27 protein-coding genes are annotated in these 26080 nt (G+C 69.9%); 12 read left to right on the forward strand and 15 right to left on the reverse strand.

Annotation, left to right across the window (positions count from 1 at the left end):
• Window positions 1–116: 116 nt before the first annotated feature.
• Complete coding sequence (gene puuE, locus R2D22_RS00415) at window positions 117–1019, reverse strand: allantoinase PuuE (RefSeq protein WP_318100033.1); 903 nt, start codon at window positions 1017–1019, stop codon at window positions 117–119.
• A 166-nt stretch (window positions 1020–1185) separates the two neighbouring features.
• Here puuE and R2D22_RS00420 point away from each other — a divergent pair, with 166 nt between their 5' ends.
• On the forward strand, window positions 1186–2367 hold the full coding sequence (locus R2D22_RS00420) for a low temperature requirement protein A (protein ID WP_318100035.1): 1182 nt from the start codon (window positions 1186–1188) through the stop codon (window positions 2365–2367).
• A gap of 258 nt (window positions 2368–2625) precedes the next feature.
• The gene (locus tag R2D22_RS00425) at window positions 2626–3843 is read left to right on the forward strand and encodes an aminotransferase class V-fold PLP-dependent enzyme (RefSeq protein WP_318100036.1); all 1218 of its coding nucleotides are present in this window, start codon (window positions 2626–2628) and stop codon (window positions 3841–3843) included.
• Between the two features lie 132 nt (window positions 3844–3975).
• Here the strand turns inward: R2D22_RS00425 and fxsT are convergent, their stop codons facing one another.
• The 4 genes from fxsT to R2D22_RS00445 form a co-directional block, all read right to left on the reverse strand.
• The gene (fxsT, locus tag R2D22_RS00430; protein WP_318100038.1) at window positions 3976–5988 is read right to left on the reverse strand and encodes an FxSxx-COOH system tetratricopeptide repeat protein; all 2013 of its coding nucleotides are present in this window, start codon (window positions 5986–5988) and stop codon (window positions 3976–3978) included.
• 169 nt (window positions 5989–6157) lie between these two features.
• A complete protein-coding gene (locus tag R2D22_RS00435) occupies window positions 6158–6601 on the reverse strand; it encodes an SRPBCC family protein (protein WP_318100040.1) in 444 nt (147 codons plus the stop codon).
• Between the two features lie 14 nt (window positions 6602–6615).
• Entirely contained in the window at window positions 6616–6978 is a 363-nt protein-coding gene (locus R2D22_RS00440; RefSeq protein ID WP_318100042.1) for an ArsR/SmtB family transcription factor, read from the reverse strand.
• Window positions 6975–7436, reverse strand: a complete 462-nt coding sequence (locus R2D22_RS00445; protein WP_318100043.1) for an SRPBCC domain-containing protein — start codon at window positions 7434–7436, stop codon at window positions 6975–6977. Before R2D22_RS00445 ends, R2D22_RS00440 begins: the two co-directional genes overlap by 4 nt.
• A 55-nt stretch (window positions 7437–7491) precedes the next feature.
• Between R2D22_RS00445 and R2D22_RS00450 the strand changes: the two genes are divergently transcribed.
• Window positions 7492–7629: a hypothetical protein gene (locus R2D22_RS00450; RefSeq protein ID WP_318100045.1), complete on the forward strand. Its 138-nt coding sequence runs from the start codon at window positions 7492–7494 to the stop codon at window positions 7627–7629.
• A gap of 62 nt (window positions 7630–7691) precedes the next feature.
• On the opposite strand, the gene R2D22_RS00455 is transcribed toward R2D22_RS00450, so the two are convergent.
• Window positions 7692–8678 carry an ArsR/SmtB family transcription factor gene (locus tag R2D22_RS00455; protein WP_318100046.1) on the reverse strand — a complete coding sequence of 329 codons (987 nt, stop codon included), beginning with the start codon at window positions 8676–8678 and terminating at the stop codon, window positions 7692–7694.
• A 242-nt stretch (window positions 8679–8920) separates the two neighbouring features.
• On the opposite strand from R2D22_RS00455, the gene R2D22_RS00460 reads away from it, so the two are divergent.
• Window positions 8921–9886: an SMP-30/gluconolactonase/LRE family protein gene (locus R2D22_RS00460; RefSeq protein WP_318100048.1), complete on the forward strand. Its 966-nt coding sequence runs from the start codon at window positions 8921–8923 to the stop codon at window positions 9884–9886.
• 78 nt (window positions 9887–9964) lie between these two features.
• Here the strand turns inward: R2D22_RS00460 and R2D22_RS00465 are convergent, their stop codons facing one another.
• Complete coding sequence (locus tag R2D22_RS00465; RefSeq protein WP_318100049.1) at window positions 9965–10405, reverse strand: VOC family protein; 441 nt, start codon at window positions 10403–10405, stop codon at window positions 9965–9967.
• A 399-nt stretch (window positions 10406–10804) separates the two neighbouring features.
• Entirely contained in the window at window positions 10805–12070 is a 1266-nt protein-coding gene (locus R2D22_RS00470) for a S1 family peptidase (RefSeq protein WP_318100050.1), read from the reverse strand.
• 453 nt (window positions 12071–12523) lie between these two features.
• Between R2D22_RS00470 and R2D22_RS00475 the strand changes: the two genes are divergently transcribed.
• Window positions 12524–12850 carry a hypothetical protein gene (locus tag R2D22_RS00475; protein WP_318109516.1) on the forward strand — a complete coding sequence of 109 codons (327 nt, stop codon included), beginning with the start codon at window positions 12524–12526 and terminating at the stop codon, window positions 12848–12850.
• A 245-nt stretch (window positions 12851–13095) separates the two neighbouring features.
• Here the strand turns inward: R2D22_RS00475 and R2D22_RS00480 are convergent, their stop codons facing one another.
• Window positions 13096–13299 carry a cold-shock protein gene (locus tag R2D22_RS00480; protein ID WP_147981444.1) on the reverse strand — a complete coding sequence of 68 codons (204 nt, stop codon included), beginning with the start codon at window positions 13297–13299 and terminating at the stop codon, window positions 13096–13098.
• A gap of 270 nt (window positions 13300–13569) precedes the next feature.
• Here R2D22_RS00480 and R2D22_RS00485 point away from each other — a divergent pair, with 270 nt between their 5' ends.
• Complete coding sequence (locus R2D22_RS00485; RefSeq protein ID WP_318100053.1) at window positions 13570–13896, forward strand: DUF6336 family protein; 327 nt, start codon at window positions 13570–13572, stop codon at window positions 13894–13896.
• A 32-nt stretch (window positions 13897–13928) separates the two neighbouring features.
• On the forward strand, window positions 13929–14828 hold the full coding sequence (locus R2D22_RS00490) for an arginase family protein (RefSeq protein WP_318100054.1): 900 nt from the start codon (window positions 13929–13931) through the stop codon (window positions 14826–14828).
• Window positions 14829–15003: 175 nt separating this feature from the next.
• On the opposite strand, the gene R2D22_RS00495 is transcribed toward R2D22_RS00490, so the two are convergent.
• The 4 genes from R2D22_RS00495 to R2D22_RS00510 form a co-directional block, all read right to left on the reverse strand.
• Window positions 15004–15684, reverse strand: a complete 681-nt coding sequence (locus R2D22_RS00495; RefSeq protein ID WP_318100056.1) for a DUF998 domain-containing protein — start codon at window positions 15682–15684, stop codon at window positions 15004–15006.
• A 268-nt stretch (window positions 15685–15952) separates the two neighbouring features.
• Entirely contained in the window at window positions 15953–18220 is a 2268-nt protein-coding gene (gene secD, locus R2D22_RS00500) for a protein translocase subunit SecD (protein ID WP_318100058.1), read from the reverse strand.
• Window positions 18221–18823: 603 nt separating this feature from the next.
• Window positions 18824–19489: a response regulator transcription factor gene (locus tag R2D22_RS00505; RefSeq protein WP_318100059.1), complete on the reverse strand. Its 666-nt coding sequence runs from the start codon at window positions 19487–19489 to the stop codon at window positions 18824–18826.
• Window positions 19486–20436, reverse strand: a complete 951-nt coding sequence (locus tag R2D22_RS00510; protein WP_318100061.1) for a HAMP domain-containing sensor histidine kinase — start codon at window positions 20434–20436, stop codon at window positions 19486–19488. The genes R2D22_RS00505 and R2D22_RS00510 overlap by 4 nt, the downstream gene beginning before the upstream one ends.
• 383 nt (window positions 20437–20819) lie before the next feature.
• On the opposite strand from R2D22_RS00510, the gene R2D22_RS00515 reads away from it, so the two are divergent.
• The 4 genes from R2D22_RS00515 (at window position 20820) to R2D22_RS00530 (ending at window position 23042) form a co-directional block, all read left to right on the forward strand.
• Entirely contained in the window at window positions 20820–21152 is a 333-nt protein-coding gene (locus R2D22_RS00515) for a TraR/DksA family transcriptional regulator (RefSeq protein ID WP_318100064.1), read from the forward strand.
• 67 nt (window positions 21153–21219) lie between these two features.
• Entirely contained in the window at window positions 21220–21591 is a 372-nt protein-coding gene (locus R2D22_RS00520) for a TraR/DksA family transcriptional regulator (RefSeq protein WP_318100065.1), read from the forward strand.
• Window positions 21588–22385, forward strand: a complete 798-nt coding sequence (locus tag R2D22_RS00525; RefSeq protein ID WP_318100067.1) for a hypothetical protein — start codon at window positions 21588–21590, stop codon at window positions 22383–22385. The genes R2D22_RS00520 and R2D22_RS00525 overlap by 4 nt, the downstream gene beginning before the upstream one ends.
• Window positions 22386–22781: 396 nt before the next feature.
• Complete coding sequence (locus R2D22_RS00530; RefSeq protein WP_318100068.1) at window positions 22782–23042, forward strand: hypothetical protein; 261 nt, start codon at window positions 22782–22784, stop codon at window positions 23040–23042.
• A 320-nt stretch (window positions 23043–23362) separates the two neighbouring features.
• On the opposite strand, the gene R2D22_RS00535 is transcribed toward R2D22_RS00530, so the two are convergent.
• Window positions 23363–24814: a hypothetical protein gene (locus tag R2D22_RS00535; protein WP_318100069.1), complete on the reverse strand. Its 1452-nt coding sequence runs from the start codon at window positions 24812–24814 to the stop codon at window positions 23363–23365.
• A gap of 59 nt (window positions 24815–24873) precedes the next feature.
• Between R2D22_RS00535 and R2D22_RS00540 the strand changes: the two genes are divergently transcribed.
• Complete coding sequence (locus R2D22_RS00540; RefSeq protein WP_318109518.1) at window positions 24874–25230, forward strand: transposase; 357 nt, start codon at window positions 24874–24876, stop codon at window positions 25228–25230.
• On the opposite strand, the gene R2D22_RS00545 is transcribed toward R2D22_RS00540, so the two are convergent.
• Window positions 25223–26054, reverse strand: a protein-coding gene (locus R2D22_RS00545) for an IS5 family transposase (RefSeq protein WP_411977117.1) whose coding sequence is annotated in 2 segments (ribosomal slippage) — window positions 25223–25718 and window positions 25717–26054 — 834 coding nt in all. Because the reading frame shifts where the segments join, the coding sequence is not laid out codon by codon here. The genes R2D22_RS00540 and R2D22_RS00545 overlap by 8 nt on opposite strands.
• Window positions 26055–26080: the final 26 nt, after the last annotated feature.

Genomic DNA, 26080 nt, shown 5'->3' on the forward strand with positions numbered 1-26080 from the left:
GGGATGGGGGCATGCTGTGTCGACACCGTGGGCCTCCGGCGTCGGCATCGACGACGTCGCTGCAGCGGCATGCAGGCGTTCCCAGGCCGCATGTGCGCAGCGCCGGCTCCCAAGCGTCACCGCGGGTGCGTGGCGAGCCAGTGCCGGGCGATCTGTTCGCGCGTGGCGACCCACGCGCCGCCACGCTGCGCGACGTGCCGCAAGAAGCCGTCGAGCGCGCGAATGCGGCCGGGCCTGCCGATGATCCGGCAGTGCAGGCCGACGCTCATCATGCGGGGGCGTTCGGCGCCTTCGGCGTGCAAGGCGTCGAACGTGTCGATCAGATACGCGAGTATGTCGTCGGCGGTCGTGAACCCGTGGACGAGTAAGAACTTGAAGTCGTTCGCGTCCAGGCTGTACGGCACGACGAGGTGCGGCCGGCCGGCCGCCTCGACGTAGAACGGCAGATCGTCCGAGTAGTCGTCGGAGTCGTAGAGGAAACCGCCTTCCTCGACGACGATGCGCCGTGTGGCGTGGCTTGTCCGGCCGGTGTACCAACCCACGGGCCGGCGTCCGACGAGCCGCTCGATCGTCGCGGTCGTGCGGGCGACATCGCCGCGCTCGATGTCCTCGGGCACGTCGCGGTAGTCGATCCAGCGCCAGCCGTGGCCGGCCACCTCCCAGCCGGCGACGCCCATCGCGCGCGCCGCAGCCGGGTTGCGCTCCAGAGCCTGCCCCACCGCGTGGACCGTCAGCGGTGCACCGTGTGCCGCGAGCGTGCGATGAATGCGCCAGAACCCCACCCGCGCACCGTAGGCGAACATCGACTCGACGTTCAGATCACGTCCGCCGGCCACCGGCGGCGCGCCGACGACCTCATGCAGAAAACCCTCTGAGGTCATGTCACCGTCGAGGACGTTGTGCTCGCCGCCCTCCTCGTAGTTGAGGACGAGGCTGACGGCCACGCGCGCGCCGCCGGGCCAGGCGGCACGCGGCGGCTGGGCGCCGTAGCCGACGAAGTCGCGCTGATGGTCGGACACGGCGGCACCCTACCGTCGATCGACCACCGTCTGGACGAGGCGCAGCGGCGGCGCCTCGGGACGCGCATGGCCGGCGCTTCGCGGGCGGAGGGCCGGATTCGTGATCTGATGCAGTCAGACCGTGCCGCTGTCGAATCCCTCGTCGAATCCCCTCCCGGATGGCCCGATGAGCACTCCGCACACCCCAGCGTCGTTGCCCTCACCCACGTCGGAACCGGGGCCCCGGCACGCCAGATGGCTGGAACTCTTCTTCGACCTGGTCTTTGTCGCCGTCGTCGCCCAGCTTTCGCACGGCCTGCACGGCGATCCCGGCTGGCGCGAGTTCGCCGTGTTCCTCGGCCTCTACTTTCCGCCCTGGTGGATGTGGGCGAATCTCACGGTCTCCGCCAATCTCTTCCAGGACGACAGCGCCCGCCGCCGCGTCGTCATGCTGATCGCGATGCTCTGCCTCGCCGTGATGGCCGCCGCGGTGCCCGAGGCAGACGGGGACCGGGCCCCTGCCTACGCCCTCGGCTACGCGGGCACCCGCCTCGTCCTGCTCGCCCTGTGGTGGCCCGCCACCCGCTACCCCGCGCCCCGTACCCTGCCCCGCTGGCGGCCACTGACCTACTGCCTGCTCTCCGGGGTGCTCTGGGCCGGCTCGGCGGCGGTTCCGGCTCCCTGGCGCTACGGGATGTGGGTCGCCCTGCTGCTGGCGGAGATGGTCCTGCTACTGACCGCGCGCGGCAGAGGCATCCCGGGCCCGGTCCACACCGGCCACCTGGTCGAGCGGGTCGGACTGTTCGTGATCATCGTCCTCGGCGAGTCGGTACTGGCACTCATCACCTCGACAGACCACACCTGGACTGCCGCGGCCGGGGTCGTAGCTGTGCTCGGGTTCGTTCTGCTGGCCGCGCTGTGGTGGTCCTACTTCGACTTCGCCTCGACGGCGGCGGAGCGCGTCATCGGCGCCGCCGGTACCCGCGAGGCCTACCTCCTCGCCCGTGACGTGGGCGGCTTTCTGCACTTCTTCGTCACCGCCGCCGTCATCTCCATGGCCGCCGGACTGGCCACCGCCGTGGAGGAGTCCGGTCACGACCACCTGGCACGGGGCGCGGTATGGGCCCTCGCCGGCGGGTTGGCCGCCTACCACGCAGCGCACGCCCTGATCGCGCTCCGGTTCGGCCGTCCCCTGCGTGAGGTGACCGTCTGGGCACTGCCCGGGATCGGCATCCCTCTCCTGGTCGTCCTCGGCGCCGATGTGCTCGCGCCGTGGCTGGTGGTCCTGCTCCTCGCGGCCGAGGCCATCGCCCACCTGCTGTACGCGACAACCATCCGGTCCCGCCGTCAGACCGCCGGCACCGCATAGCCCGCCGTGTGGGTTTGTCACGTTCAGTAGCCCTCACATCAGGGCCGGCCGACACGGGAGCGGCGCAGATGAGTTGTGCAGCACAGCGTGCTCGACGGGACGCTCGCGGGGGGCGAAGCCGAAGAGCCCGCGTCAGGCCGCACATCTGTCGAGGTCCTCGACTACACATGTGCTCGCCCGGCAGGATGGAGCGGGTTCCCGCCCTGCCTGACGGTACCCGGGGCTGATCTACCACCACTTCGGAATCGAGTACCGCGAATGAGTTCCGCGCCCCACCCCCTGCTGCTGCCCGACGGCGAGCCCGCCGGCCGGGCCTGGACCCTCGATCCGGCGACGAGGCACCTCAACCACGGTTCCTTCGGCGGGGTCCCACGGATCGCCCAGCAGGAGCAGCAGCGGCTGCGCGCGGAGATGGAGCGCGCGCCGGTGGTGTGGTTCCCGGCCTTGCCACGCCGGGTCGCGGCGGCCAGGAGGGAAGTCGCGGAGTTCCTGCGGGTCGAGGCGCGCGACCTCGCCCTCGTCCCCAACGCCAGCGCCGGGGCCAGCGTCGTCTACCACAGCCTGCCGGCCCGGCCGGGCGGCGAGATCCTCGTCACCGACCACGGCTACGGCGCCGTCACCATGGGCGCCGAGCGGCTGGCCCGGCGCTGGGGCGGCAGTGTCCGCACGGCGCGGGTTCCGCTCGACGCCTCCGCCGAGCTGGCCACCGCGGCAGTCCTCGCCGAGATCACGGACCGGACAGCACTCATCGTCCTCGACCACATCACGTCGGCAACTGCCCGCTGGATGCCCGTGGAGCAGATAGGCACCGCTGCCCGGGCGGCCGGCATCCCGCTGCTGATCGACGGCGCGCACGTCCCGGGCCTGGCCGAGGACCCGCTGGCCGGCCTGGAGTTCGACGTGTGGGTCGGAAACCTGCACAAGTTCGGCTGCGCGCCGCGCGGCGCCTGCGCCCTCGTGGTGCGCAGCGACAGGCGCGACCTCCTCTACCCGTTGATCGACTCGTGGGGCGCCGAGGCACCCTTCCCCGAGCGCTTCGACACCCAGGGGACCATCGACGTCACCGGCTACCTGGCGGCGCCGACCTCACTGGACTTCATCGAGGACACCTGGGGCTGGAAGACCGCCCGCAGCTACATGGGTGAACTGGCCGACTACGCCGAGCAGATCATCAGCGCGGCCTTCACCGAGCTGACAGGCGAATGCTCCACCGTCGACGTCGGCATGCCCGTGAACGCGTTGCGCCTGGTCCGGCTCCCCGACGGCCTGGCGACCACCCGCCTGGACGCCGACGCCCTGCGCGACCGCGTGGCTGCCGAACTCGGCGTCGAGGCTGCCTTCACCAGCCTCGGCGGCATCGGGTACTTCAGGCTCTCCACCCACGTGTACAACACCGCCGCCGACTACGAGTACTTCGCCGAACGGTGCGTCCCCACGCTGACCGACTGGGCCCGCGAGACCCGCCGCCCGGCCTGAACCGCAACGAGTTGTCGGCGTACGCCTGGACGGGCGTGTCGCTGAGCTTGTGACGCGTTTGGCCGACAGATCGCTCGAGCGGGGCAGCTCTGCAAGCGCCGTGCCCACCAGCGGTCGCACCCGGGCCCGGAGTCAACGTAGGCGGTTGACCAGGGCGAATGCTTCCTCGGTCTTGGGGTGGGTCTTGCCCAGTCGGGTGTCCAGGATCCGGGCGCCCCGGCGTGCGAGGTCCGGTGCCGTCGGGTCGTTCAGCTGGTGCAGGACCCGGGCCTGGAACAGCAGGACGTACCCGATGTACAAGTGGTCCGGCGCGTAGCTGGCCTCGCGGATCCGCAGCGCCCGCGAGATCAGCGGCACTGCCGTGGCGTAGTCGCCGAGGTCGACGTGGACGTTCGCCAGCGCCACCAGGTCGAAGCTCACGTACGGGTCGTTCGGCCCGTACGCCGCCTCGTCGATCCGCAGTGCCCGCTCGGCCAGCGGCTGCGCCGCACTGTGCTCGTCGAGGTTGCACAATATCCGCGCCAGCGTGGCCAGATCCGTGGCGATGGCGGGACTGTTCGCCGGCAGGCAGGAATCGTGGAGGCGCAGTGCGCGTTCGGCCAACGGACGCGCTCTCTCCGGCGCTCCGAGGTCCCGGTGGATCTGCGCCAGAGTGATCAGGTCGAAGCCGACCTCCGCATTCCGGCCGCCGAGCGACTCGTCGATCGCGAGGGCACGTTCGCACAGGGGCAGCGCGACCGAGTAGTCCCCGATCTGGATGAGGAACTCCGACGCCCGCCTCAGCAGCACCGCAGTTTCAGCGGCGCATTCCGCCGGTGGGTCGTCCTTGGTCAGCGCGATGACGTGCGGCAGCAGCTTCTGCCAGCGCGGCCGCGCATCGGGTTCTGCGTGGATGTCCTGCGGCACGGCCGCGAGCAACGCACGACAGAGCAGGACCCGAGCTTCGTTGAGCACGGGGTCCGGCGTCGCGGCCCGGATCGCCGCCTGAACCAACCGGTGCAGCATCAGGGAGGCGTCCCCGCGCCGCGCGAGACCGAGACCGGCCAGGGCGCCGACCGTCGTGTTCCATGCCAGCGGGTCGCCTGCGGGTACGTTCAGCAGGTCGGGGCTGCCGGTGAACAGGTCCAGCGGGATCGGCTCCGGCGCCAGCAGGGCACAAAGCTCCAGCAGCCGTACGGCCTGGGGTTGTTCCGTCTCCAGCCTCCGCACGCTGAGCTGCCACAAGGTCGCGACCACCACCGCCGGCCGGTCGGCGAGCTCGCCCTGCCCGATCATGTCCTCCAGCCGGGACGTGAGCAGGGAGAGGTACTCCTCGGGCGCCGTTTGGTTGTAGCCCATGTACCCGGCTGCCTGCTCCAATGCCAGTGGTAGATCCCCGAGTTGCTCGGAGATCCTGTCCGCCACGGGCGCGGTCATGCCAGGAATACGCCGGACCAGCAGCTCGACCGATTCCCGCCTGGTGAACACATCCAGGTCGATGACGTCGGCTCTGCTCGACCAGCCGCTGACTCGGGTCGTGACGATGACATGGCCGCTGCCCGCCAGGCCGCCCGACGGCAGCGCGTGCGTGAGCGTGCCGGGCTTCTCCCCGTTGTCGAAGATGATCAGCCAGGGCCTGCGGTCCAGCAGCTTGCCGTACACCCTGGGAATGGCCTGGTCGGAGTTCACGTCCGTCAGTCCCAGTTCGCCGGCGAGCGCCACGAACTGCGGTGCCACCAGATCGGGATGCTCGGCGTCCACGAACGCGACAAACCGATACTTCGACAGGTGGCGGTACGCGTACTCGACCGCGAGCTGGGTCTTGCCCACGCCACCCAGCCCGTGCACGGCCAGCATCGCGACGTCGTTCATCGAGGTGAGACGTTGCCGCAACTCCCGGAGCGTGGCGTCACGGCCGGTGAAGTGGGTGTTGCGCGGCGGCAGTCGGTACGCGAAAGGCGTGGGCGGGGCCTGCGTACGGCGGGGAGTCTGCCACAGCCCGATCAGGGCCAAGGGTACGAGGATGAGGAGCACCACCCACGGGTGGACACGCACATGGTCGAGCGGCCCTGGCCAACGGCTTTGACCGGAAGCCGCGTTGAAGGCGAGGCTCCCGACGAACAGCACGAGCAAACCGGCCACAGCGCTGACCAGCGTGCGCCACATGGCTCCCTCTTCGGTAGGGCGGCGACCGTGTCAATCAACAGCCCCTGATCCTATCCCCGGAGCCGTACCGCGCGAGGGGTGTCGTCCCGCGTCGACGGTCCGGCTCTCCGAGGCGTCCTCGATCAGAAGGCGGCGAGCGGCGTCGTGCCCCTGCTCGGGCATCGCCGGGTCAGTGCCAGTCGCTGATCTTCACGTCGCGCGGGGCGGGGGCGCCTTCCCCGGTCTCGAGGAGCTGCTTGAGGCTCATCAGGAAAGTGCCCCACTTGGTGCTGCAGTGGTACATGAACTCGGCCGGATCACGCCAGCCCTCGTGCCTGAACAGCACGATGGTGTAGTCGCCGTCCTGACGCAGGTCCCACTGCACGCTCGTGCCGACCCACTCCGGCGGTCCGTCCACGACGTCCCAGCGCACGAGCCGGCCCGGATCGAGTTCGGTGACCTTCATGTCGAACCCGCCCGGACCGAACCGGAACTCGATCACGCCGCCGAGGTCGGTCTGCCCCGACGTCTTCTCCGTCCACCAGCCGGACAGGCCGTCCAGGGTGGTGAGCGCGTCGTACACCTGCTCCGGAGAGGAGTGCTCGACGCCGATGCGGTGAAGGATGTCTGACATCTCCGTGTTCCCTTCTACTGCGCCTTCTCGGTCTCGTTGTTCGTGTCCTTGCCGCGCTGGATCGTCTCGGCGATGCGCTTGATGCGCTGGAGACGGGAGTCCCAGGCGCTGCCGACGTCGGCGAGCTGGGCGACGGCGCGCGCGAGCTGGGCCTGATCCACGTGGAAGCGCTTCTCGCGGCCGGCTGTGGTCGCGCGGACGAGGCCGACCCGGTCGAGGACGACGAGGTGCTTCGCCACGGCCTGACGGGACACCGGCAGCTGCTCGCTCAGGCTGGTCGCCGTCCCACTGCCTTCGCTCAGCAGCAGGTCGAGCATCCGGCGCCGGGTCGGGTCACCGACCGCCGACCAGAGGTCGTCGTCCACCATCACGCTCATCCACCCGCTCCGACCTTCGCGGCGTACACCGGCAGCCGCGGCAGGTAGAAGTCCCAGCCGGTGCTGTGCTCGGCGTACTTGGCAGCCACCTTCGCCTCGTCCCAGCCGCGCTCACGAAAGCCGCTCTCGGTCATCCGCAGGATCGTGCCCGCCCCGGAGGGCTCGATCTCGAAGACGACCAGGTTGGAGTTGCCCGGGGCGGCCGACTCCCCCTCCTCGTGGGTCCACCGGAAGGAGAAGAGCCTCGGCGGCACGGCGTCGACGACGGTGAACTGCACCCAGGTGCCGCCCTGTGAGCAGTCCCCGAAGCCGATCCGCCCCGCTCCCCCGGGAACGGCCGGGAACTCCGCCTCATCCGGCCACCACTCGCGCAGGTGCTCGGGACTGCTCACCACGTCGAAGACCACCTCCGGTGAGGCGTCGATACGGATCTCCCGCTCGATCGTTCCGAATTCCATGCCCGCAACCTTCCGCAACGTTTGGTTGCGTATCAGCCTAGCCGACCGCTCCGGCATGAGCAACCATTGGTTGCGCAATGGTGTGACCGGGTTCGGCGCCCTGGAGCGCGAAGTACGACCGTCCTCCTGGGACAGCGGCCTCTCGGTCACACCGCCTCGGGCCCTGCGCCTGCCCGCCGGTCAGCAGGAGTGAGAGCGCCCTCGGAGGCCCCGCGCGAGTACGGCGCGGAGCGGGAACCCTTGGTGCTTGTCCGCTCAGGTCCCGGCCAGCAGGGAGTGTCCCAGCGGCGTGAGGCTGTGGAGCACGGCGGTACCGGTGCGGACCGTGTCGATCAGGCCCGCGTCGCGCAGAACGCCCGCGTGCTGGCTGGCCGCGGCGAGGGAGACGCCGGCACGTTCGGCCAGGGCCGTGGTCGTGGCCGGCGTGCGCAGCAGTGCGAGGACTTTCGCCCGGGTGCGGCCCAGCAGCGCCCCCAGTGCTTCCGGCCTGCTGTCCGCCCGTTCGCGGCGGCACATGGGGTAGACGAGGACGGTCGCGGTCTCAGGGCGGTACATCACCAAGGGGCCGGTGGCGAACCACGAGGGCACCAGGAGCAGTCCACGGCCGCACAGCGGAATGTCGTATGTGGAGGGTGAGGGAAGGTGCAGGGTGGGCGGCTCCCATCGCCAGGTGGTGCCCAGGGTGGTCAGAAGGGCGTCGACACCCCCGCGCAGCAGCATCTCGGCCCGTAGCGCGCGATCGGTCAGCGCGTCGCTGCGGATCCTCGGCCACAGCGGAGCGATCGACGCGTCGAAGTAGCGCCGAGTGTCGCTCGCCAGGGTCCGCCGCGCGGCCGGTGAGCCCTGGGCGAGCTCGTGCGCCCATTTGCCGGGCGCGGCCAGGGCGCCGTTCCAGCCCGAGGCGTCCGGGATCCCGAGATCGGTCGCCAACTGCGCCGTGGGAGTCGAGGCGGCTAGGTCGAGCGCGGCGTGGAAGTCGTGCACCGCCGGCTGCAGGAAGAAGTCCGGCACAAAACCCTGCCCGGTGACCAGTTCGGCCAGGACGCCCGCCTGCGCGGTCGCGCCCACACTGTGGGAGCGGCGCCACTGCTCCACGGCCGGGTGCAGCCTGCCGGTGCCGCGGCCGTTGTGTGCGTGGCGCAGGCCCAGGCGCAGGCTCAGCGCGGTCTCCGAGAGCGCATTGGCCGCCGGAGCGAGGGTGATCTGTCGCAGGTCGGCGGCGGTGAAGTGTAGGCGGATCACGCCAACCGATTATCGGCCCGTCGGACCCTTTCGCACAGGGGTGAAAGGCAGTGCGCCGCGCGGAAGGACAGGCCAGGCTCCGGGTGTCCGTCCAGCCGACCTGCCCGCCCCACCCGCCCCACCCGGCCGACCCGCCCTGCCGGCCGACAGGCCCGACCGGCGGGCCCGGCCGAACCGCCTGGTCGATCCGCCTGCTCGATCCGCCTGGCCGATCGGTCCACCCCGTCGAAAGGAACGCAACGATGCCCCGCAACCGCAACCATGTCCGTACGGCCTGCCTCGCCGCCGCAGCCGTGTTCACCACCGTGTGCGCGGCGCCCGGCCCGGCCGCAGCCCGGGACCTGCCCGACACGTACGTCGTCTCGCGGCAACCCGGTGTCCTGCCCGAGGGGATCACCATCGCCCCGGGCGGCACGATGTACGTCTCGTCCGACGGTACCGGCGCCCTGTACCGCGGCCACATCGGCGACCCGGCCCTCACCACCTTTCCCGCCCGCGGCCTGGAGGACCGTCCCAGCTCACTCGGCGTTCACACCGATCGCGCGGGACGCGTCCTCTCCGTGGGCGGCGCCACGCTGACCGTCCACGACGGCCACGGCCGGCTGCTGGCCACCCGCACCGCCCGCAGCGGACCGCTCGGTGCTCCCCACCTCAACGACCTCGTCGTGACGAAGGACGCCGTGTACGTGACCGACTGGGCCAACCCCGTCATCCACCGGGCACAGCTGAAGGGCGGCATCGTCGGCCCGCTCGAACCCTGGCTCGACATACGCAGCGCCCTCCCCCAGTTCCCGGCACAATACTGGCTGTTGAACGGCATCGTCGCGAACGAGGACGGCACCGCCCTGCTGGTGGCGTCCAACGGAACCGAGGCGGTCTGGCGGATCGGCACGGCCGATAAGGAGATCGACCAACTCTCCCTCGACGAGCCGTCCTTCGGCCCCGACGGCATGGTTCTGCACGGCCACACCCTCTACTCCGTGCTCAACTACGGCGCACCGCACGGCGTCTACATCGCCGAACTGGACGACGACCTGCGCACGGGCAAGGTCACCCATCGCATCACCGGGGAGCGCTTCGACCTGCCGACCACCCTCGCGCGCCACGGGTGCCGCCTCTACGTCGTCAACAGCCAGCTGGACCAGCCGCCGGGCCGCCCGCCGTACACGGTGAGCGCGATCGACGACCCCACGTGCGACACCCCTTGATGACACGACAGCGTGACCGGGCCCGGCAACGGGGCCGTTCGTGTTCCGAATTCTTTGCGCGTCAGCCGTGAAGAGCCGCTAGCCGATCTGTTCGGCCAGGGCCAGGATGATGCCTGAAGGGCCGCGGAGGTAACAGAGGCGGTAGATGTCCTTGTACTGCGCTACCTCGCCGAGCAGTTCGGCGCCATGAGCGCGCAGGCGGGCGATGGTGTCGTCGATGTCGTCGACGGCGAACATGACCCGGTGCAGGCCCAGCGTGTTCGGCGCCGGGTGGTGCGAAGCGTCACCGATCGCCGCGGGACGGTGGTACTGCGCGAGCTCCAGCTTGCTGTGGCCGTCCGGAGTCCGCATCATCGCCATGTCACTGCGAACTCCGTCGAGCCCGACGGCCTGGTCCGCGAAGAGGCCCTCGATCTGCGCCCTGCCTTCGACCTCCATGCCAAGTTCGGTGAAGAAGGCGACGGCGGCGTCCAGGTCTTCGACAACGATGCCCACGTTGTCCATCCTCTGAAGCGTCATGACGGTTCTCCCTCTGCGTTGCGGCAGCCCTTTGGAACCACCGGTATACCGAGGAAGGAGCCAGCGGCCATTCCCGACACCCATGAATGGGCCGAGTTCCTGAGGCCCCTTTCTGGCCTCGGCCTGAGTGCCGACCTCACAGAACGAGAACCATCGGGCCAAGGGAGACGATCTGAACCAGGGAGGGCCTCCGATGTCACTGGAGATACTCCCCGACCGAGACGGGCGGGAAGTTGTCTTCGAGCGACGCGCCATCGGCTCATGAACCGCCTCAAGGCGATCGGGCACGGGACAGCGACGTGGCCTGACACCCCACGTCGCTTCCGCCGGCCGAGCACGTGATCAGCTGTTGGACCCGCAGAACATCCGACAGGCAGGCACTAGCCCGATGCCTTGCGATCAGCCCCCGTAGCCGCCCTCCTCCATGGCACCGCCGGCGGCACCGTCGCCGTCACTGTCACCGCCGCTGACGCCACCGTCCTGAGCACCGCCGTCCGCGGTGTCATCGCTGTCGGCACCGCCGTCCCCGGTGCCACCGTCGTCGGCACCGCCCGAGCCGATCTGGGCGCCGACGGCGTCCAGCGCGGTCGTCACCGGCTGGAAGAACGTCTCCCCGCCCGAGGTGCAGTCGCCGCTGCCACCCGATGTGAGGCCGATCGCGCTTCCGTCCCGGGTGAACAGGGCACCGCCGCTGTCGCCGGGCTCCGCGCAGACATCGGTCTGGATGAGCCCAGAGACTGTGCCCTCGGGGTAGTTGACGGTGGCGTTGAGGCCGGTCACTTGGCCGTCCCGAAGACCGGTCGTGCTGCCCATGCGGAACACCTGCAGGCCGACCGCCGCATCGGCCGCCTGCTTGATCTCTACGGTCTGGCCGTCTCCGACGTCCACAGCGCTCGGGGCTTGGGCGTTCGGGTCGTTGTAGGTCGCGAGTGCGAAGTCGCCCGCACCCGGGAAGACGGCTTCCTGTACCGTCGCGATCGGCTGGCCGTTCTGCTGCTCGGACCACTGTTCGAAGGCGACGCCGCAGTGTCCTGCCGTCAGGAAGCCGGGCCGGCCGTCCTGGGTCGTGACATTGAACCCGAGCGAGCAGCGCGAGCCGCCGCCGAAAATGGCGTCCCCGCCCTCGATGAAGGGCTTGAACTCCCCCTTCGACTTCTGGATGCGGGCGACGCCGTCGCCCAGCGCGCGGACGGCGTTATCCACTGTGTCCCAACGCTCACCGGTGACCGTACGGTCGGCGGTGACCAGGATCTGGTTCGTCCTGGGGTCGACGGCCCAGGCGGTGCCCGGGACCGACGCCTTGCCGCGGAGAGAGTTCATCGCGGAGGCGAGTGCGGAGAGGTTGTTCTGCACGCTGCGCGCAACGGCGCCGGCCCTCTCGACATCGGCGTCGGCCTTGTTGTCGTCGCCTACGACGTTGACGACGAGCTGTTGCTTGTCCGCGTCGTAGTAGGCACCGCCGTAGGAGTCGCCGAGCTGCTTGCCGAGCCGCTGAACGAGTCCCGCGGCTGAGGCGGCGCTCATCTTTCTCGGCGAGCCCGCCTGCTCCCCCGCTCCGTCCTGCGAGGCATTGGCCTGCGGCAGCAGGATCGCCGCCGCGGCGATGCCCACCGCCCCGGCTCCCGCGAGAACGGCCTTCCGCTTGGGTATTCGCCTGTGACTCAAAGCTTCGCCTCCTGCTGTGGGGGTACGGACTGCGATCGCTGAAGGAGCGACCGCCGGGCACGTGTCCGGCCTTTCATACGGATGGAGGGGCGGGCTCCGTTCATCGCCTCAGCAAGGAATTACCCAGGGCGGAGTTGCCTTCGCGAACACATCGTCACAGAAGGGGAGCAGCCGCTCTGAGATGCACCGGTGTCGGGAGTCAAAGTCCTGGGGCAGCGACGCGCGCCGACGAACGGCGTTCGGTTGGGGTGAACTCGTACGCCTTCGCGGAACGCCCGACCGAACCCGATGGCGCCGGAGACACCCCCAGCGACCCGCGCCCGCCCGAACGGGCCGACCGCTCAGTTTCCCCACGGGAAGGCAGGGAGCCTGTTTTCAGTAGGGCTGGTGACGCGTCTCGCCCCGGGTCGAGCCGGGGCGGAGGCCCTGGGGCATGATGCCCTCGTGCCCACCATGGTTGTTGAGATCCACGTGCCGATGCTGCCGACGCCCGCTCTGCCGGACGGCTCCTACCCGTTTCCCTGGATCGAGGAGGTCGAGGACTTCCTGTCTGGTCTCGAGGACCAAGGTGGTGTGGAAGTCTTCGACGAGGCAGAGGAGGACGGGGACGCCTACGTCTTCTTCCTCACCGGAGCCGGTGAGGGGGACCTGCTGGCGGCGGCGTCCCGCGTGGCCACGCTGCCCGGGGTCCCCGCGGGAACCGTCGCGGTCCTCAGTAACGACGAGGCCGAACAGTTCGGCCTGGGACGACGGGTGCCCCTTCCACTGCCCGCACCCTGAAAGCGGTGCGGAGCGTCCGCCCGGCGCCCCCGTCGCGCAGCAGCGGGCCACAGCTGGAACCGAGGCCCGTGGCTCCTGTTGCCGTCCCCCTGGTCCCGGCACGAGCTGCAGGTTCGACGGCCGCGCGTGGCCACCCGGTGCGACACACAAGCGGACCGAATCGAAGAGGCAGAGAAGCCACGTCCTCCAAATGCACCAGCGGCGTCTGCACATGGTGCAGGCGCCGCCGGAAGCAGGATCGGAACTCAGCCGCGGATGATGTTCTCGGCCTGTGGGCCCTTCTGGCCCTGGGTGATGTCGAACGTCACCGTCTCGCCCTCGGTCAGTTCGCGGTACCCGTTGCCGGAGATGTTGGAGTAGTGAGCGAAGACATCCGGTCCCCCTCCGTCCTGGGCGATGAAGCCGAAGCCCTTCTCGGAGTTGAACCATTTCACGGTGCCGCTGGCCATGCTCGTCCTTCTGGTCAGTTCAATGGTGGACCGGGTTCGGGCCACCCCGGGCTTCCCCATCGGACGCCCGAACCAGTCCTCCCCCCAGACCCTCGCACCTACACTCATTCATCCGATCGTGTTCGAACTCAGCGCCCGCGGACAGCAGGCCATAGGGGCCTCGATCGGCGGTCTCACCGAGCAGGTCGCGGCCGTGCTCTCGCAATCGCCGGTCGCCGAGTAGTCCACGTCGCGCAGGCGCTCGGACGGATCGCGGCTACAGTACGCCGAGTGCCGCACCGCAGGCGTCGATGGCACAGCCCTTGCGGTCGGCGCCTTCCACGACGACATCACCGCGCCCTGGTCTGCCGGACGGACGCGGTCCGGGTTCCCGCTCGACCGACCGAGCTCATCCGCCGCTGTGCCGCAGCCCTCGGCGTGACGGCCGGCCCGGCCCTCACCGCGGCCGCCGCCATCAACCTGGTCCGGCTCGGGGTGCTCGGTCTCTTCCTGTTCCGGGGCCCGTACCTGCTGTACGGACTGGTGGACGCGGCCGGCTTCGGCAGCTGGCTGTACGGAAGTCGATGCGAACCGCGCAGCGGGCGCATAGCCCGTTGAACCAGCGCGCTGCTGCGGGTTGGATGGCCCGTATGCGGAACATCGTGGTCATCGACGCCCCGTCCAATCTCGGTCTGCGCCCGCCGGCGCCCGGCACGGTCCCCGGGTGCTACAAGCTCGCCGGAGCGCTGCGCGAGAACCGGATCGTGCAGCGGTTGGGCGCGCAAGACGGCGGGGTCGTCGTGCCTCCCCGATACGACCGGGGCGACTGGCAGGAAGGCGACGGCGTCTTCAACGCGGCGGCGCTCGCCGCGTACACGCCGAAGCTCGCGGACCGGATCCAACACCACGTCCAGGCAGGCGACTTCGCGCTTGTGCTGGGTGGCGACTGCTCCATTCAGCTCGGGGCTGCGCTCGCACTGCGCCGGCTCGGGCGGTACGGTCTCGCGGCGATCGACGCCTCGCACGACTTCCGCCACCCGGGCAACTCCGACCGGGTCGGCGCGGCCGGTGGCGAGGAGTTGGCCCTGGCGACCGGTCGGGGCCAGGACGACCTCACGGACCTCGAAGGCCGGCGGCCGTATCTGCGCGACGAGGACGTACGGCTCTTCGGCATCCGCGACGAGTTCGAGGAGGATGTCGCCGAGCTGCGGGAGCTGAAGGTACCGGTCGTCACGGTATCTGAATTGCGCGAGCGAGGCCCTGCGGACGTCGCCGCGGACGTCGCGCAGAGCCTGGAGAACGACGCGCTCGACGGCTTCTGGGTCCACCTCGACGCCGACGTCCTCGACCCCACGGTCATGCCGGCCGTTGACAGCCCCGACCCCGGCGGCCTGCTGCCCGACGAGGTGACCGCGCTTCTGCGGCCGTTGATCCGCTCCCCGCGCTGCGTGGGCCTCAACATCACCATCTACGACCCCGACCTCGACGCGGACGGCTCCGCAGGCCGCCTCCTGACGGATCTCGTGGTGGCGGCGTTCACGGCGTCCTGACGCCACTGGTCCGGGGCGGGGTGCGTGGGCGACCTCCGGCGAAGGCCGCGTCCATGACGTGGAGCGCGTGGACGGCGGCTCTGGTGCTGCGCAATTGCGTGGTCCTGGCCGCGAACCACTCGGCAGCGCCGATGCGCCGCGCCGCCGATGGTTCGCGGCCCGTCGTGGTACTCCCTCAGGAAGTCCTCTGGTTGAAGCCGCCGGGGGCGTCTTTCTGGCTCCGCCGGCTCGGTTCGTCCTCCATGGAGTCGGGTGCGGCTGCCTCTGACCGGCGTCCCGTCAAGCCGGACACGCCGACGGCCAGCGCCCAGGCCAGGAGCGGGAAAGCGGCGACGCGTTCCATGCCTCCCATTCCGAGTCCGAGGTAGTGGTGGGAGAGGAAGAGGCCGAGGGCCGTCGCCGCCGCGAATCCGAGGAGGGCGGTCGCCCAGCGGCTCGCAGGGCTTGCGGCGAGCCCGAGTCCGGCTAGCAGCAGACCGATGTTGCCGGTCGCCATGATGAGCAGGGCGCCGAGGACGTGCATGTTCTCGTCGGCGTCCGCAGGGGCCAGTCCGGCGAGGACGAATCCGACACCGGCACCGGCCAGCAGCAACCGGGCCGCGACTGCGGCCGGGCCCCTGCGCCACACGGCGCGCCCGGTCAGGACGACACCGACGACGAGCAGGGCGCCCAGCACGACGAACGACGTGTTCATCAGGCCGTGTTCGGGCGAGCAGACGTACCGTGGCTCGGGCTCGGGCTGGAGGGCGCAGTGGACGTTCCCGAGGTCGCTGATGTTGTTCCCCGCCCAGCTGTACGGCTCCGCCCAGGCCGATTGAACGATCACGTGGACGACGAAGAACTGCACCACACCCACGATCCACGCTGTATACCCGAACCGACCTCTCACCCGTCCCCCTCAGTCGCACGATTCCCGTGCACTCAGCAGACCACGAGACTCGGTTCCGATCACTCCGACGAGCCCCCGCAGCAGGGTGGGGCAATCCCCACCAGGCCGAATCCTGGCTCTGCGCCTCGGTGTTGACGTCCGAATCGGCCGGGCGCGCGCCTACCGCCGTCAGGTCACCCCGCGTCGTCCAGCAGCCGACGGTGGAGGAGCACCAGATTGCCGGCGCCTCATTCCGTCATGAGTTCTGAGCGCGGTTGTGCAGTTCGATGGCCAGCGGTGTGGCGGTGAACATGGAGGAGTAGGTGCCGACCGCGAGGCCGATGAGGAGGGCGAGGGCGAAGTCGGTGAGGGAGTCGCCGCCGAGGACCGCCAGCGCGGTGAGGATGAATGCCGCGCCCATGCCGGTGTTGACGGTGCGGGGCAGGGTCTGCAGGAGTGCCTGGCTGGTGATGCGGGAGAAAGGTGCCTTGCGGTCGCGGCGGCTGAGTTCTCTGATCCGGTCGAAGACGACGACGGAGTCGTTGACGGAGTAACCGATGACAGTCAGGAGCGCGGCGAGGAAAACGCCGTCGATGGGTTTGCCGAGCCAGGCGAAGATGCCGATGAGGATCACCACGTCGTGGGCGAGGGCGGCGACCGCGGCGGTTCCGAACAGCAAGCGGAACCGTGCCGCGAGGTAGATGAGTTGGGCGCCCAGGGCCACGGCGAGGGCGATGAGTGCGCCTTGGCGTAGTTCCTTGCCGAGGCTGGGGCCGATGGCTTCGTCGCGGATCTTGTTCGCGTTCCGTGTCAGATCGCCGACGGTTTCGGTGATCTCGGCTGCCTGTGTGTTGCTCAGTTGGTGGGTGCGTACGGTGAGTTGGTTGTCGCCGGAGGTCTGGACGACGGCTCGGGGGAATCCGGCGTCGGTGAGGGCTGTGCGCACCTGGTCGGGGTTGACGGGGGTGGCGGTGGAGTACTCGATGATGCGCCCGCCGGTGAATTCGATGCCGAAGTCGAGGCCGCGCAGGGCGATGCCGGCGACGGCCAGGACGAGCGCGGCGAGGGAGGCGGCGAGCCATCGGCGGGGGTGGCGCATCAGGTGGGGGTTTCTGCGGCTGAGACGGTCGCGGACGGCACCGGTGTGAGCGATGCCCGTGAGGCGAGGGCGTCGACGCACGAAGGTGCGGGCGAGGGCCCACTCAGCGAGCGCGCGGGTGATGACCAGGGCGCTGAGCATGGATGCGAGGACGCCGATGCCCAGGGTGACCCCGAAGCCCCGGACGGGTCCGGACGCGAGGAAGAACAGCAGGCCGGCGGCGATCAGGGTGGTGATGTTGGAGTCGGCGATCGCGCTGAAGGCGCTGCGGAATCCCGCGGTCAGCGACGACCGTGAGGTGGGGCGGTGGCGCACGGCGTATTCTTCGCGGGCGCGTTCGAAGACGAGGACGTTGGCGTCGACCGCCATGCCGATGGCCAGGACGAACCCGGCAAGACCCGGGAGGGTGAGGGTGGCGCCGAGGGCGGCCAGGGCGGCGTAGGAGATGAGGCCGCAGCAGGCCAGTGCCACGGCGGCCAGGGCTCCCATGAGCCGGTAGACGGCGCTGATGAACAGCGCGGTCAACGCGGTGCCGATGACGGCGGCCCAGGCGCTGGCTGTGATGGCTTGAGCGCCCAGGGTGGGTCCGACGGTGCGCTGCTCGACCGTTTCGACGGGGACGGGCAGGGCACCGCCGTTGATGAGCAGGGCCAGTTCCTTGGCTTCGTCGGCGCTGAAGGATCCGGTGATCTGGGTGGAGCCGCCGCTGATGCCCGAGCCGCAGCCGACCGAGGGGTCGACCTGCGGGGAGGAGATGATCTTGTGGTCGAGGACGATGGCGAGCCTGCGGGACGGGTCGCCCGCAGCGTGGCAGGCGGCCTGGCCGGTCAGGCGGGCCCACCCGTCACGGCCGGGGCCTTTGAAGTCGACGGTGACGTGCCATCCGGCGCCGCCCTGCTGGTCGAAGCGGGCGGTGGCTTCCTTGACCTCGTTGCCGGTCAGCGAGGGTGAGGGTGTCTGCAGGCGCAGGAGCTGGCCGGACTCGTCGGCCAGGACGTGCTGGCGGGGCCGTTTGGGCAGCGGTTCAGGAGTGTCGTCGGCGCTGTTCGCGGTGCCGACCACCTGGTGGAAGGTGAGCTGAGCGGTACGGCCGAGGACGTCGGCGGCCTCGCTCGGGTCCTGGACACCGGGCAGCTCGACCACGATCCGATTGCTGCCGGATCGCGCGATGGTCGGTTCGGCGACACCGAGTGCGTCGATACGGCCACGCAGCACCTCCACGATGCGGTCGGTGGTCTCAGTGTCGGCGTCGGCGTCATCGGTGGCTGTGGCGTCGGCGGTGGCGGTGGGTCGGGTTTCCAGAACGATCTGCGTGCCGCCGCGCAGATCAAGCCCAAGTTGGACCGGCACGGTGAGCGCGATGTACAGGGACAGGGCGACGGCAGCGAGGGCAAGCAGCCCTCTGATGCGCAGGGATCGGTTCACAGGGGGCCTCCGGCAGGCACACCGCGGCCAGGTCAGTGGCTGCGGTCAGGGAAAAAGAGAAGGGTGTGCGTCAGGTGCCTGACAGCGGAGGTGGTGCACGCAGCGGGTGGCAGTCCGCCGACTGAGTGGAGGTGGGCAGGCGCGTCGCAGGCAGCGGTGAGGACGCATACCGCGGCGGGCTGTCGGCTGTGCAGCATGGGGTGGGAGTGGCGGGGGCGGGCGGCGAAGGTCGTTCGCCGGTGGTGTCGCGATGGCTTCGGGCCGCGGCGCTGTGTACGGCGGAGTGTCCGTCGTCCGCGTAAGGTCCGCTGCCGGCCTGCAGTGCCCCGGCAGCGAGCACCGCACCATCCGGTACCTGAGGGTTGCCGTGCGTCGGCGGGCTGAGCAGGGCGGTGAGGACGGCAAGGAGGACCGCGATCACCGCTGCCGGGCCGAGGCCACCGCTGCGCGGGACGGTGTGAGGGACGGTGTGCGTGGAGCGGGTCATGCCCCGTCCCCCCTTCCTCGGTGCGCTCGGTGTGGCTGTTTCGGCAGCGGGCTGTGGGGCCTCAAGGTCCCGGCTGGGGAGTGGGCAGCTGGGATCCTTGAGGCGGTCTGGACGGGTCAGGGCTCGATGAGGCCGGCCCGGATGGCGTAGCGGGTGAGCTCCAGTCGGTTGCGCAGGCCGAGTTTCTGCAGGAGGTTCGCCCGGTGCCGGTGGACGGTTTTGATGCTGATGAAGAGCATCTCGGCGATCTCCTTGGAGGAGTGGCCCTCGGCGACGAGCTTGAGCACCTCCTCTTCCCGGGGGGTGAGGACCTTGTCGGGAGGTTCCTCGCCGTGGCGGACGCGGTCGAGGTAGTTGCGGATGAGGGCGGTGACCGCGCCCGGGTAGAGGAAAGGCTCGTCGCGCATGGCGGCCCGGCAGGCGGCGACCAGGTCGCGGTCGGCCACGGACTTCAGCACGTATCCGCCGGCGCCGGCCTTCAGCGCTTGGAAGAAGTACTGCTCGTTGTCGTGCATCGTCAACATCAGCACGCGCAACCCCGGTTTGAGCGCGAGGAGTTCCGGTGTGGCCTGCAGACCGGTCATGCGGGGCATGGAGATGTCGAGCACGGCGAGGTCGATGTCGTGGGTGCGGGCCAGGGCGATGGCCTCCGCGCCGTCCCCGGCCTCGGCGACGACCTCGAGGTCCGGTTCACGATCGAGGATGAGCCGCACACCGCGACGCACCAGCGCATGGTCGTCGGCGAGGAGAATACGGATCATCTGCGTCTCGCTCATGCTCATGGCTCTCTGGGGTCGGGCACGGTCAGTCGGATCTCTGTACCGGCCTTCGGCTGGGAGGCGATCTCCAAGGTGGCCCCGATGAGCAGGGCCCGCTCACGCATTCCGCGGATCCCCGCACCTTCGCGCGCGACCCCTGTTCCGCGGCCGTCGTCAGCCACGGCCAGGACCACCACGCCGTCCGTGTGGCGCAGGCTCACCTCGACCCGGTCTGCCTCGGCATGGCGGGCAGCGTTGGTCAGAGCCTCCTGGGCGACGCGGTACAGCACCAGTTCCGTTTGCTGATCCAGGGAGGGCAGGTCGGCGTCGAAGCGGCGCAGCACGCGCAGTCCGGTGTGGGTGGCGAACTCGGTGCTCAGCGAGGTCAGAGCGCTGACCAGGCCGAGATCGTCCAGCACGCCGGGCCGCAGGCGCCGCGCCAGGCGGCGTACCTCGTCCAGGCTCTCCCGGGTGATCTCCTGAACCTGCCGCAGCTCACCGCGCAGGGGGTCGTCCGCCTCGTCCGCCGCCCGCTCCAGCGAGAGCAGGATCGCGGTCATGCTCTGACCGACCTCGTCGTGGAGCTCCTGGGCGATGCGACGCCGTTCGCCTTCCTGCGCAAGCAGGACGCGCGCGCTGCTGGTGGCACGCTCGTGCTCCAGCCTCTCGAGCATGGCGTTGAAGGTGCGGATGAGGTCCTCGACCTCGCCGCGGCCGTGCACAGGCAGCCGCTGACCCGGGCGGAGCAGGTCGACGGTGGTCATCAGCTTCGTGAGCCGGCCCAAAGGGCTCAGTCCGATCCGCAGCAGGGCCGCATTGGCGACCAGCATGACCGCCAGGCCGGCCACGAGGATGACCGCCTCGGTCAGCAGAACCGGCACCGAGACGGTCACCGGGGCCCACAGCAACAGCGCGGTGGCGGTACCGAGCACCATCGCGTTGAGCGCGAAGATCCGCCAGAACAGGGACACAGGGATGACGCCTTCCTTCGTGACACGGCTTTGCCTCTACTGTCGGTCACCGCGCACCCCAAGCGTGAAATGCGGCCACTGATCTTGACCGGCCCGCCGCCAGCCTGCCCGTCGGGCACTCCTTTCGTCGATGGGTTCCAATGCCCATTTCCGGACCATGGACTGCCCCCAGCGCGATGGGCCCTGGGACTCCCACAGATGGGTATCGCGCCCGATGGGATCTACGCGGCGTATCGCTCACGGTGGGGGCATGACACACAGAACGTGATCCCGGCCTCCCGGCCCTCGCCACTCGCCACTCGCCACTCGCCCCGAGCCGGGCCCCGCCCCCTCACACCGCGTACCCGTACACCCACCGTCTTGTGTGGAGAAATGGACCCACCATGTCGCTTGACACGCCCCGGACCGAGTCTCGTCCCGAGCGACTGACGGCGCACGAGGCCCGCCAGCGCCTCGAACACGAACGCAACTCCCGACTGACACAGCTGCAGGCCATCGATGAGGCCGGGCACGGATCAGAGGAACAGATGCTGTCAGCGCAGAAGGACACCATCAAGCGCGTCATCAAGGAGATCGAGGACGCCTTCACCCGCGTCCACGACGGCAGCTACGGAATCTGCCAGGGCTGCGCCACGCCCATCCCGGTCGAGCGCCTGGAAATCCTGCCCTACACGCGGTTCTGCGTCCCCTGCCAGCGCACCACAGCCTGCGCCTGACAACCGCCCGCCCAGTCTCCCTCTCCCGCCCTGTCTCCTTCTCCCGCCCTGCCCAAGGGGTGATGTGATGAACCACCAGATCATCGGCGACCGCAACACGACCCTGTCCAACGAGGACCTCGATGCGCTACGCGAAAACCTGCACGAGCAGCGCCTTTTCCGCCAGGACCAGCTGCGGCAGATCGCCGGCGCCGCCACGCCCCGCACGGACGCGCTGCTCGCCCGGCGGGCCGCCTCCCAGTTCGAGGTACGGCTCAAGCTCGCCGCCTCCGCCCGCATGGTCCTCGCCGACGTCGAAGCGGCCCTCACGCGCATGGACCAGGGCCGCTACGGCGCCTGCCATCTGTGCCGCAAGCCCATCGCCCGCGAGCGCTTGATGATCGTGCCGCAAGCCCGCTACTGCGCCCGCTGCCAGCAAGTCAGGGAGGCAGGACGATGACCACGCCGCACCGGCCCTGGCCCTTGCACCGCCAGTGCTCCGGCATCGCCCTCGACCTCGGCAGCGCACGCACCCGTGCCTGGATCTCCGGCCGAAAGACCGTCGTCGACGTGCCCACGGTGACCTTCCCCGGCAACGGCGCCATCTACCCCATCCAGCGCGGCACGATCGTCGACACACCCGGAACCGCCCGGATGCTCGACCGCCTGCTCGGCCACCGCCTGCCCCGCTTCGGCCGCCGCCTGATCGTCCTGACCTCCCCCGCTCTGGGCGGAGTCGCCTTTCGGAACGAGGCTCGCATCGCGGTCGAGGTCCTGCGGCCGTCCACCGTGCTGACCGTCCCCACCGCGCGAGCCGTGGCCATGGCTGCCGGCGCCGACCTGACCCGTCCCCTGCTCGTCGTGGATCTCGGCGCCCACCTCACCGAGGTCACCCTTCTCACCGACGGCGCGGTGACCGACGCCCGCCACACCGCCCTGGGCACCAGCGACCTCGCCAGCCTCACCCGCCCCACGCAGATCACCGACGCCGTCGTCGCGATGGTGACCACGATGCTTGAACAGGACTCCACTTCCCAAATGCTCGACGCCCTGCAGGCAGGCGCCCTCCTGGCCGGCGGGGGCGCGTTGCGCCCCGACATCACCGACCGCCTCACCCAACAGCTGCACGCCTCCGCCAGGCCAGTGCCCGCCCCCCACAACGCAGCGGTCCGCGGCGCCGCAACAATTCTGGACGCCGCGCGCACCCACCCCTCGACCACGGGGAGCCTCGCACCCGCAGAGCACCGCTTCTGAACGCCCGCTGAACTGCCACCACCTTGGTCAACCCCATCGAACTGGGGAGGCCACCTCAGCACCGACGGAGCCTGAGCGGCCTGTGGCTGTCTGCCCGGCAGCCGAGAACCGATCGGCGATCAGCTGACGTGGGCAGCGATGGTTCGCCCACACGGCAGGGACTCGGTTTGCGACGTGTCCAACTCCAGGTCACCAAGACGAACAGGCGGCCGATGTATGGCCGAGCCTCGCTGCCCGTGCTGAGAGCCCTCCTCCCCCAGCCGTAGTCATCACGGAAGCGCGGTCACAGCCAGAATCCGGGATCGGCATCAGGGGCCGTTCCGCGTCCCCGGTATGCAGGCGCCTGCCTGCGGAGGGAAACTGAAAGGGGCCGTCCGATCTTCGTCCGGAGGGAAGATGAGCCAGCAGCAGGAACTCTCGAACGAGCTGAAGCTCGCCTACGAACAGAACGCGGCCGACTTCGCCGTCCTGAACCAACGCCTGCAGGCGCTTCAGGAGACCGCGAAGGCACGCCTGGCGGACGCCGGGCTGGATCTGCTCCCCAGCATCGACTTCCCCTGTCTCGTGTGCCCCTGCCCCGGCTACTCGCGCGACCCGTCGATCCCCTCGACCGGCTGTATCTGCAACGACCCGGCCCACACGCACTACCCCGTCTGACCGAACTCCGCCGTTCCCCGCCCCTCCGCAACGGGCGGTGACCCGCGGATCAGGGCGGCAGCGCGGTACTGGTTTCCATCGCGGGGCGGCGGTCAGGCAATCGGCGAGATCCGCGCCGATCTCGACGACGAGCTCCGCCCCACGACTGGGCAGATCGTGTCATCGACGAGCTGCTGACCGAGGCCGAGACCCGGATCATCGTCGCCGAGACCATCACGACGGCCACCGACGGCTATGCGCCGCACTCCCCCGGGCCCCTGGACCAAGTTGCCGCCTTCAACCGCGCGACCGACCTCGTCACCACAACCGCAGTTGCAGTACTAGGCCGGGCCCAGTTCCGGGTCGCGGGTTTCGTGGACTTCCCAGTGGCCCAGGCGGTCCGTGAGGGCCGCTCGGCGGCGGGCCAGGAAGACGAAGGCAGCGACGGCGGTGGTTGCGGCGGCTGCGGTCGTGGACAGTGCGGCGCCCCAGGACATCGGGACCATCAGGACGTAGGTGGCGAGGGCGTAAGACAGCAGCAGGCCGCCGAGCCAGGGCCAGTGGGCGCCTGGCAGCACGGTGGTGGGGGTGGGGGCGAGGACGGTACTGCGGTTCGGATCTGGCTGTACGGGGGTCGCGGCGGCGAGGATGCGCTCGAAGTCGGCACGGTCCAGTTCCAGCCACGCCACTTCGCCTTCGTCGGTGACGAAGACGACCGGCTGGTTGTTCCTGATCAGGCGCCAGTTGCGGGCGCCGCACAGCCAGCCCGGCCGTTCGCCCATGGTGGCCGCGAGCAGGGCGAGCGCGTGGGGCGGGCCGCCGCGGTTCGCGGCCAGTACCTCGGTGCCGTCCTCCAGTGCGAAGCACAGCTTGTGGTCCGAGGTCACGCGGACGGTGCCGTCGATGTCTCCGAGCGACACGTGGTCGCCGCGCCGGGCCGAGGTGACGCTGGCCCGGACGGCGGGCAGGGCCGACCCGGCGGCCGCGTCCTCGCGGAGGGTCCGGGCGGCGGCGTCGGCCTTCGGGGCGTACCAGGTCACGCGCATGACCCAGACGAACAGCAGGAGGCCGCCGGGAACGAAGGCGGTCACCGTGAGATAGGGCGGCAGGGAGAACGCGAACGGAGAGTCCTTCTTCGCGTACCGGCCGAGCTGGCCGGTGTAGTCGATCACACCACCGAGTTCGGGTGCCGAGGGGGCGTACAGGACGATCGTGGGTCTGGGTTCGCTGCGCCTGCTTCCTCCCTGCACCGGGTAGTGGCCGTTGCGCACCTCGACCCGCCCGGTGACCCGGTGACCGTCCGGGGCGAGGACGGGGACTTCGACCGTCACGTCACCGCTGAACATGTCGACTCTCGGGTCGTCCCTCGTCAGCCGGTGAGTGGCGACGATCGTGCCCTCGGCGGTTTCGGCGCCGGCCTTCTGTATCGCGGCGATGCGCCTGAGGTCGTCACCGTCCGGCCGGATCGCCAGCTCGGTCGCCACGGCCAGGGAGGGCAGTATCACGGCCACGCCCAGCAGCCACGGTGTGATGCGGCGGATCCACTGCGACTCGACGGGCAGGCGCGCGGGCGGTGGCGTGGGATCGGCCTGCCGAGGGGCCGCAACGCGGACCGGCCGGGAACCCGACCACACCCATACGGCGCCCAGGACCAGAGCCACGGCCCCGAGTACGGCCACGTCCGGCCGGTACACGGACATGCCCGCCCGCAGCAGCAGTGTCCAAATCGCCAGCACTGCGAACAGCAGCCCGCCCTCATACGAAGTCCAGGTCAGCCAGGTGCTTCTCGCCATGATCACGGACTGTACCAACGCCGCTGCGCGGGGCGGCAAATGGACCGACTTGGGTGGTGATGGTCCGAATCGCGGGCCACTTCGCCCGGGTCGAACCCCGGCTGCGGGCCGGGCGGTTGGTGCTGGGGCTGCTGTCGGCCTTGCCCCGCAAGAACTGCTGGACGATCGCGGAGCGGGCGGGGGAGAAGTCCCGGCACTGCATGCAGCATCTGCTGTGCAGGGCGTCCTGGGACGCCGATGCGGTGCGTGACGATGTGCGCGAGTACGGCGTGGAGCATCTCCACGACGAGGAGGCGGTCCTGGTCGTGGACAAAACCGGCGACATGAAGAAGGGCACCCGCACCGTAGGGGGCCAGCGCCAGACACGCACCCGCACTGGTCCGGACGACCTAGGGCCTGTCCGCAATGTCAGCTAGGGAGCCATAGTCGCAGGCAGGCGAGGGTGACCAGGGCTTTGTAGTGGCGGGCTCGTTTGTCGTAGCGGGTGGCGAGGGCCTTGTTCTGCTTGAGCCGGTTGAAACAGCGTTCGACGACGTTGCGGCGCCGGTAGACCTCGCGGTCGAGACGGCACAGGCTCTCGCCTCGCCGGAGGCGTCCGTTGATCTGGTCGACGCGTTCGGGGATGGTGCAGGCGATACCGCGTCTGCGCAGGTAGGAGCGGATCTTGCGGGATGAGTAGCCCTTGTCGCCGACCACCCGTAGCGGTCGGGTGCGGGGCCGGCCGGGCCCGTATCGCTTGATGTGGATGCGGGCCATGACCGGTTCGAACTGCGTGCAGTCGTTGACGTTCCCGCCGGTGATCGTGAAGGCGAGCGGCCGGCCCTGTCCGTCGCAGGCAAGGTGGATCTTTGTGCTCAGTCCGCCGCGGGACCGGCCGAGTGCTTCGCCGGTCCAGGCCCCCTTTTCGGGCCCCGGCGGCGTGCTGATGGGCCCGCACGATGGTCGAGTCGACGCAAACGATCGACCAGTCGACCTCGCCGATCGCGTCCGAGTGCTGCTGGACGTGGGCCAGGAGCCGGTCCCAGGTTCCGTCCGCTGACCAGCGGCGGAACCGTTCGTAGACGGTCTTCCACGGCCCGTACCGCTCGGGCAGGTCCCGCCAGGCCGCACCCGTGGACAGCTTCCACAGGATTCCGTTGAGGACCTGCCGCCGGTCCCGCACCGGACGACCCATCCGGGGCGGAGCCAGCAACGGCCCGATCACTTCCCAGGCCTGATCAGTCAGTTCATGACGTCGCACCACGAACGGAGTAACGACCGATCGAC

The sequence above is a fragment of the Streptomyces sp. HUAS YS2 genome, from assembly GCF_033343995.1.
GTDB classification, from domain to species: domain Bacteria; phylum Actinomycetota; class Actinomycetes; order Streptomycetales; family Streptomycetaceae; genus Streptomyces; species Streptomyces solicathayae.

What these genes read in the sequence shown, in the direction of transcription:
- R2D22_RS00460 (WP_318100048.1), top strand. Translation starts at nt 8,921, where the DNA reads ATGCCCCGCAACCGCAACCATGTCCGTACGGCCTGCCTCGCCGCCGCA.
- R2D22_RS00535 (WP_318100069.1), bottom strand. Translation starts at nt 24,814, where the DNA reads ATGGCGAGAAGCACCTGGCTGACCTGGACTTCGTATGAGGGCGGGCTG.
- R2D22_RS00515 (WP_318100064.1), top strand. Translation starts at nt 20,820, where the DNA reads ATGTCGCTTGACACGCCCCGGACCGAGTCTCGTCCCGAGCGACTGACG.
- R2D22_RS00530 (WP_318100068.1), top strand. Translation starts at nt 22,782, where the DNA reads ATGAGCCAGCAGCAGGAACTCTCGAACGAGCTGAAGCTCGCCTACGAA.
- R2D22_RS00440 (WP_318100042.1), bottom strand. Translation starts at nt 6,978, where the DNA reads ATGAGCGTGATGGTGGACGACGACCTCTGGTCGGCGGTCGGTGACCCG.
- R2D22_RS00450 (WP_318100045.1), top strand. Translation starts at nt 7,492, where the DNA reads ATGAGCAACCATTGGTTGCGCAATGGTGTGACCGGGTTCGGCGCCCTG.
- fxsT (WP_318100038.1), bottom strand. Translation starts at nt 5,988, where the DNA reads ATGTGGCGCACGCTGGTCAGCGCTGTGGCCGGTTTGCTCGTGCTGTTC.
- R2D22_RS00525 (WP_318100067.1), top strand. Translation starts at nt 21,588, where the DNA reads ATGACCACGCCGCACCGGCCCTGGCCCTTGCACCGCCAGTGCTCCGGC.
- R2D22_RS00435 (WP_318100040.1), bottom strand. Translation starts at nt 6,601, where the DNA reads ATGTCAGACATCCTTCACCGCATCGGCGTCGAGCACTCCTCTCCGGAG.
- R2D22_RS00425 (WP_318100036.1), top strand. Translation starts at nt 2,626, where the DNA reads ATGAGTTCCGCGCCCCACCCCCTGCTGCTGCCCGACGGCGAGCCCGCC.
- R2D22_RS00540 (WP_318109518.1), top strand. Translation starts at nt 24,874, where the DNA reads ATGGTCCGAATCGCGGGCCACTTCGCCCGGGTCGAACCCCGGCTGCGG.
- R2D22_RS00465 (WP_318100049.1), bottom strand. Translation starts at nt 10,405, where the DNA reads ATGACGCTTCAGAGGATGGACAACGTGGGCATCGTTGTCGAAGACCTG.
- R2D22_RS00480 (WP_147981444.1), bottom strand. Translation starts at nt 13,299, where the DNA reads ATGGCCAGCGGCACCGTGAAATGGTTCAACTCCGAGAAGGGCTTCGGC.
- R2D22_RS00420 (WP_318100035.1), top strand. Translation starts at nt 1,186, where the DNA reads ATGAGCACTCCGCACACCCCAGCGTCGTTGCCCTCACCCACGTCGGAA.
- R2D22_RS00490 (WP_318100054.1), top strand. Translation starts at nt 13,929, where the DNA reads ATGCGGAACATCGTGGTCATCGACGCCCCGTCCAATCTCGGTCTGCGC.
- R2D22_RS00505 (WP_318100059.1), bottom strand. Translation starts at nt 19,489, where the DNA reads ATGAGCATGAGCGAGACGCAGATGATCCGTATTCTCCTCGCCGACGAC.
- R2D22_RS00445 (WP_318100043.1), bottom strand. Translation starts at nt 7,436, where the DNA reads ATGGAATTCGGAACGATCGAGCGGGAGATCCGTATCGACGCCTCACCG.
- R2D22_RS00475 (WP_318109516.1), top strand. Translation starts at nt 12,524, where the DNA reads ATGGTTGTTGAGATCCACGTGCCGATGCTGCCGACGCCCGCTCTGCCG.
- R2D22_RS00520 (WP_318100065.1), top strand. Translation starts at nt 21,220, where the DNA reads ATGAACCACCAGATCATCGGCGACCGCAACACGACCCTGTCCAACGAG.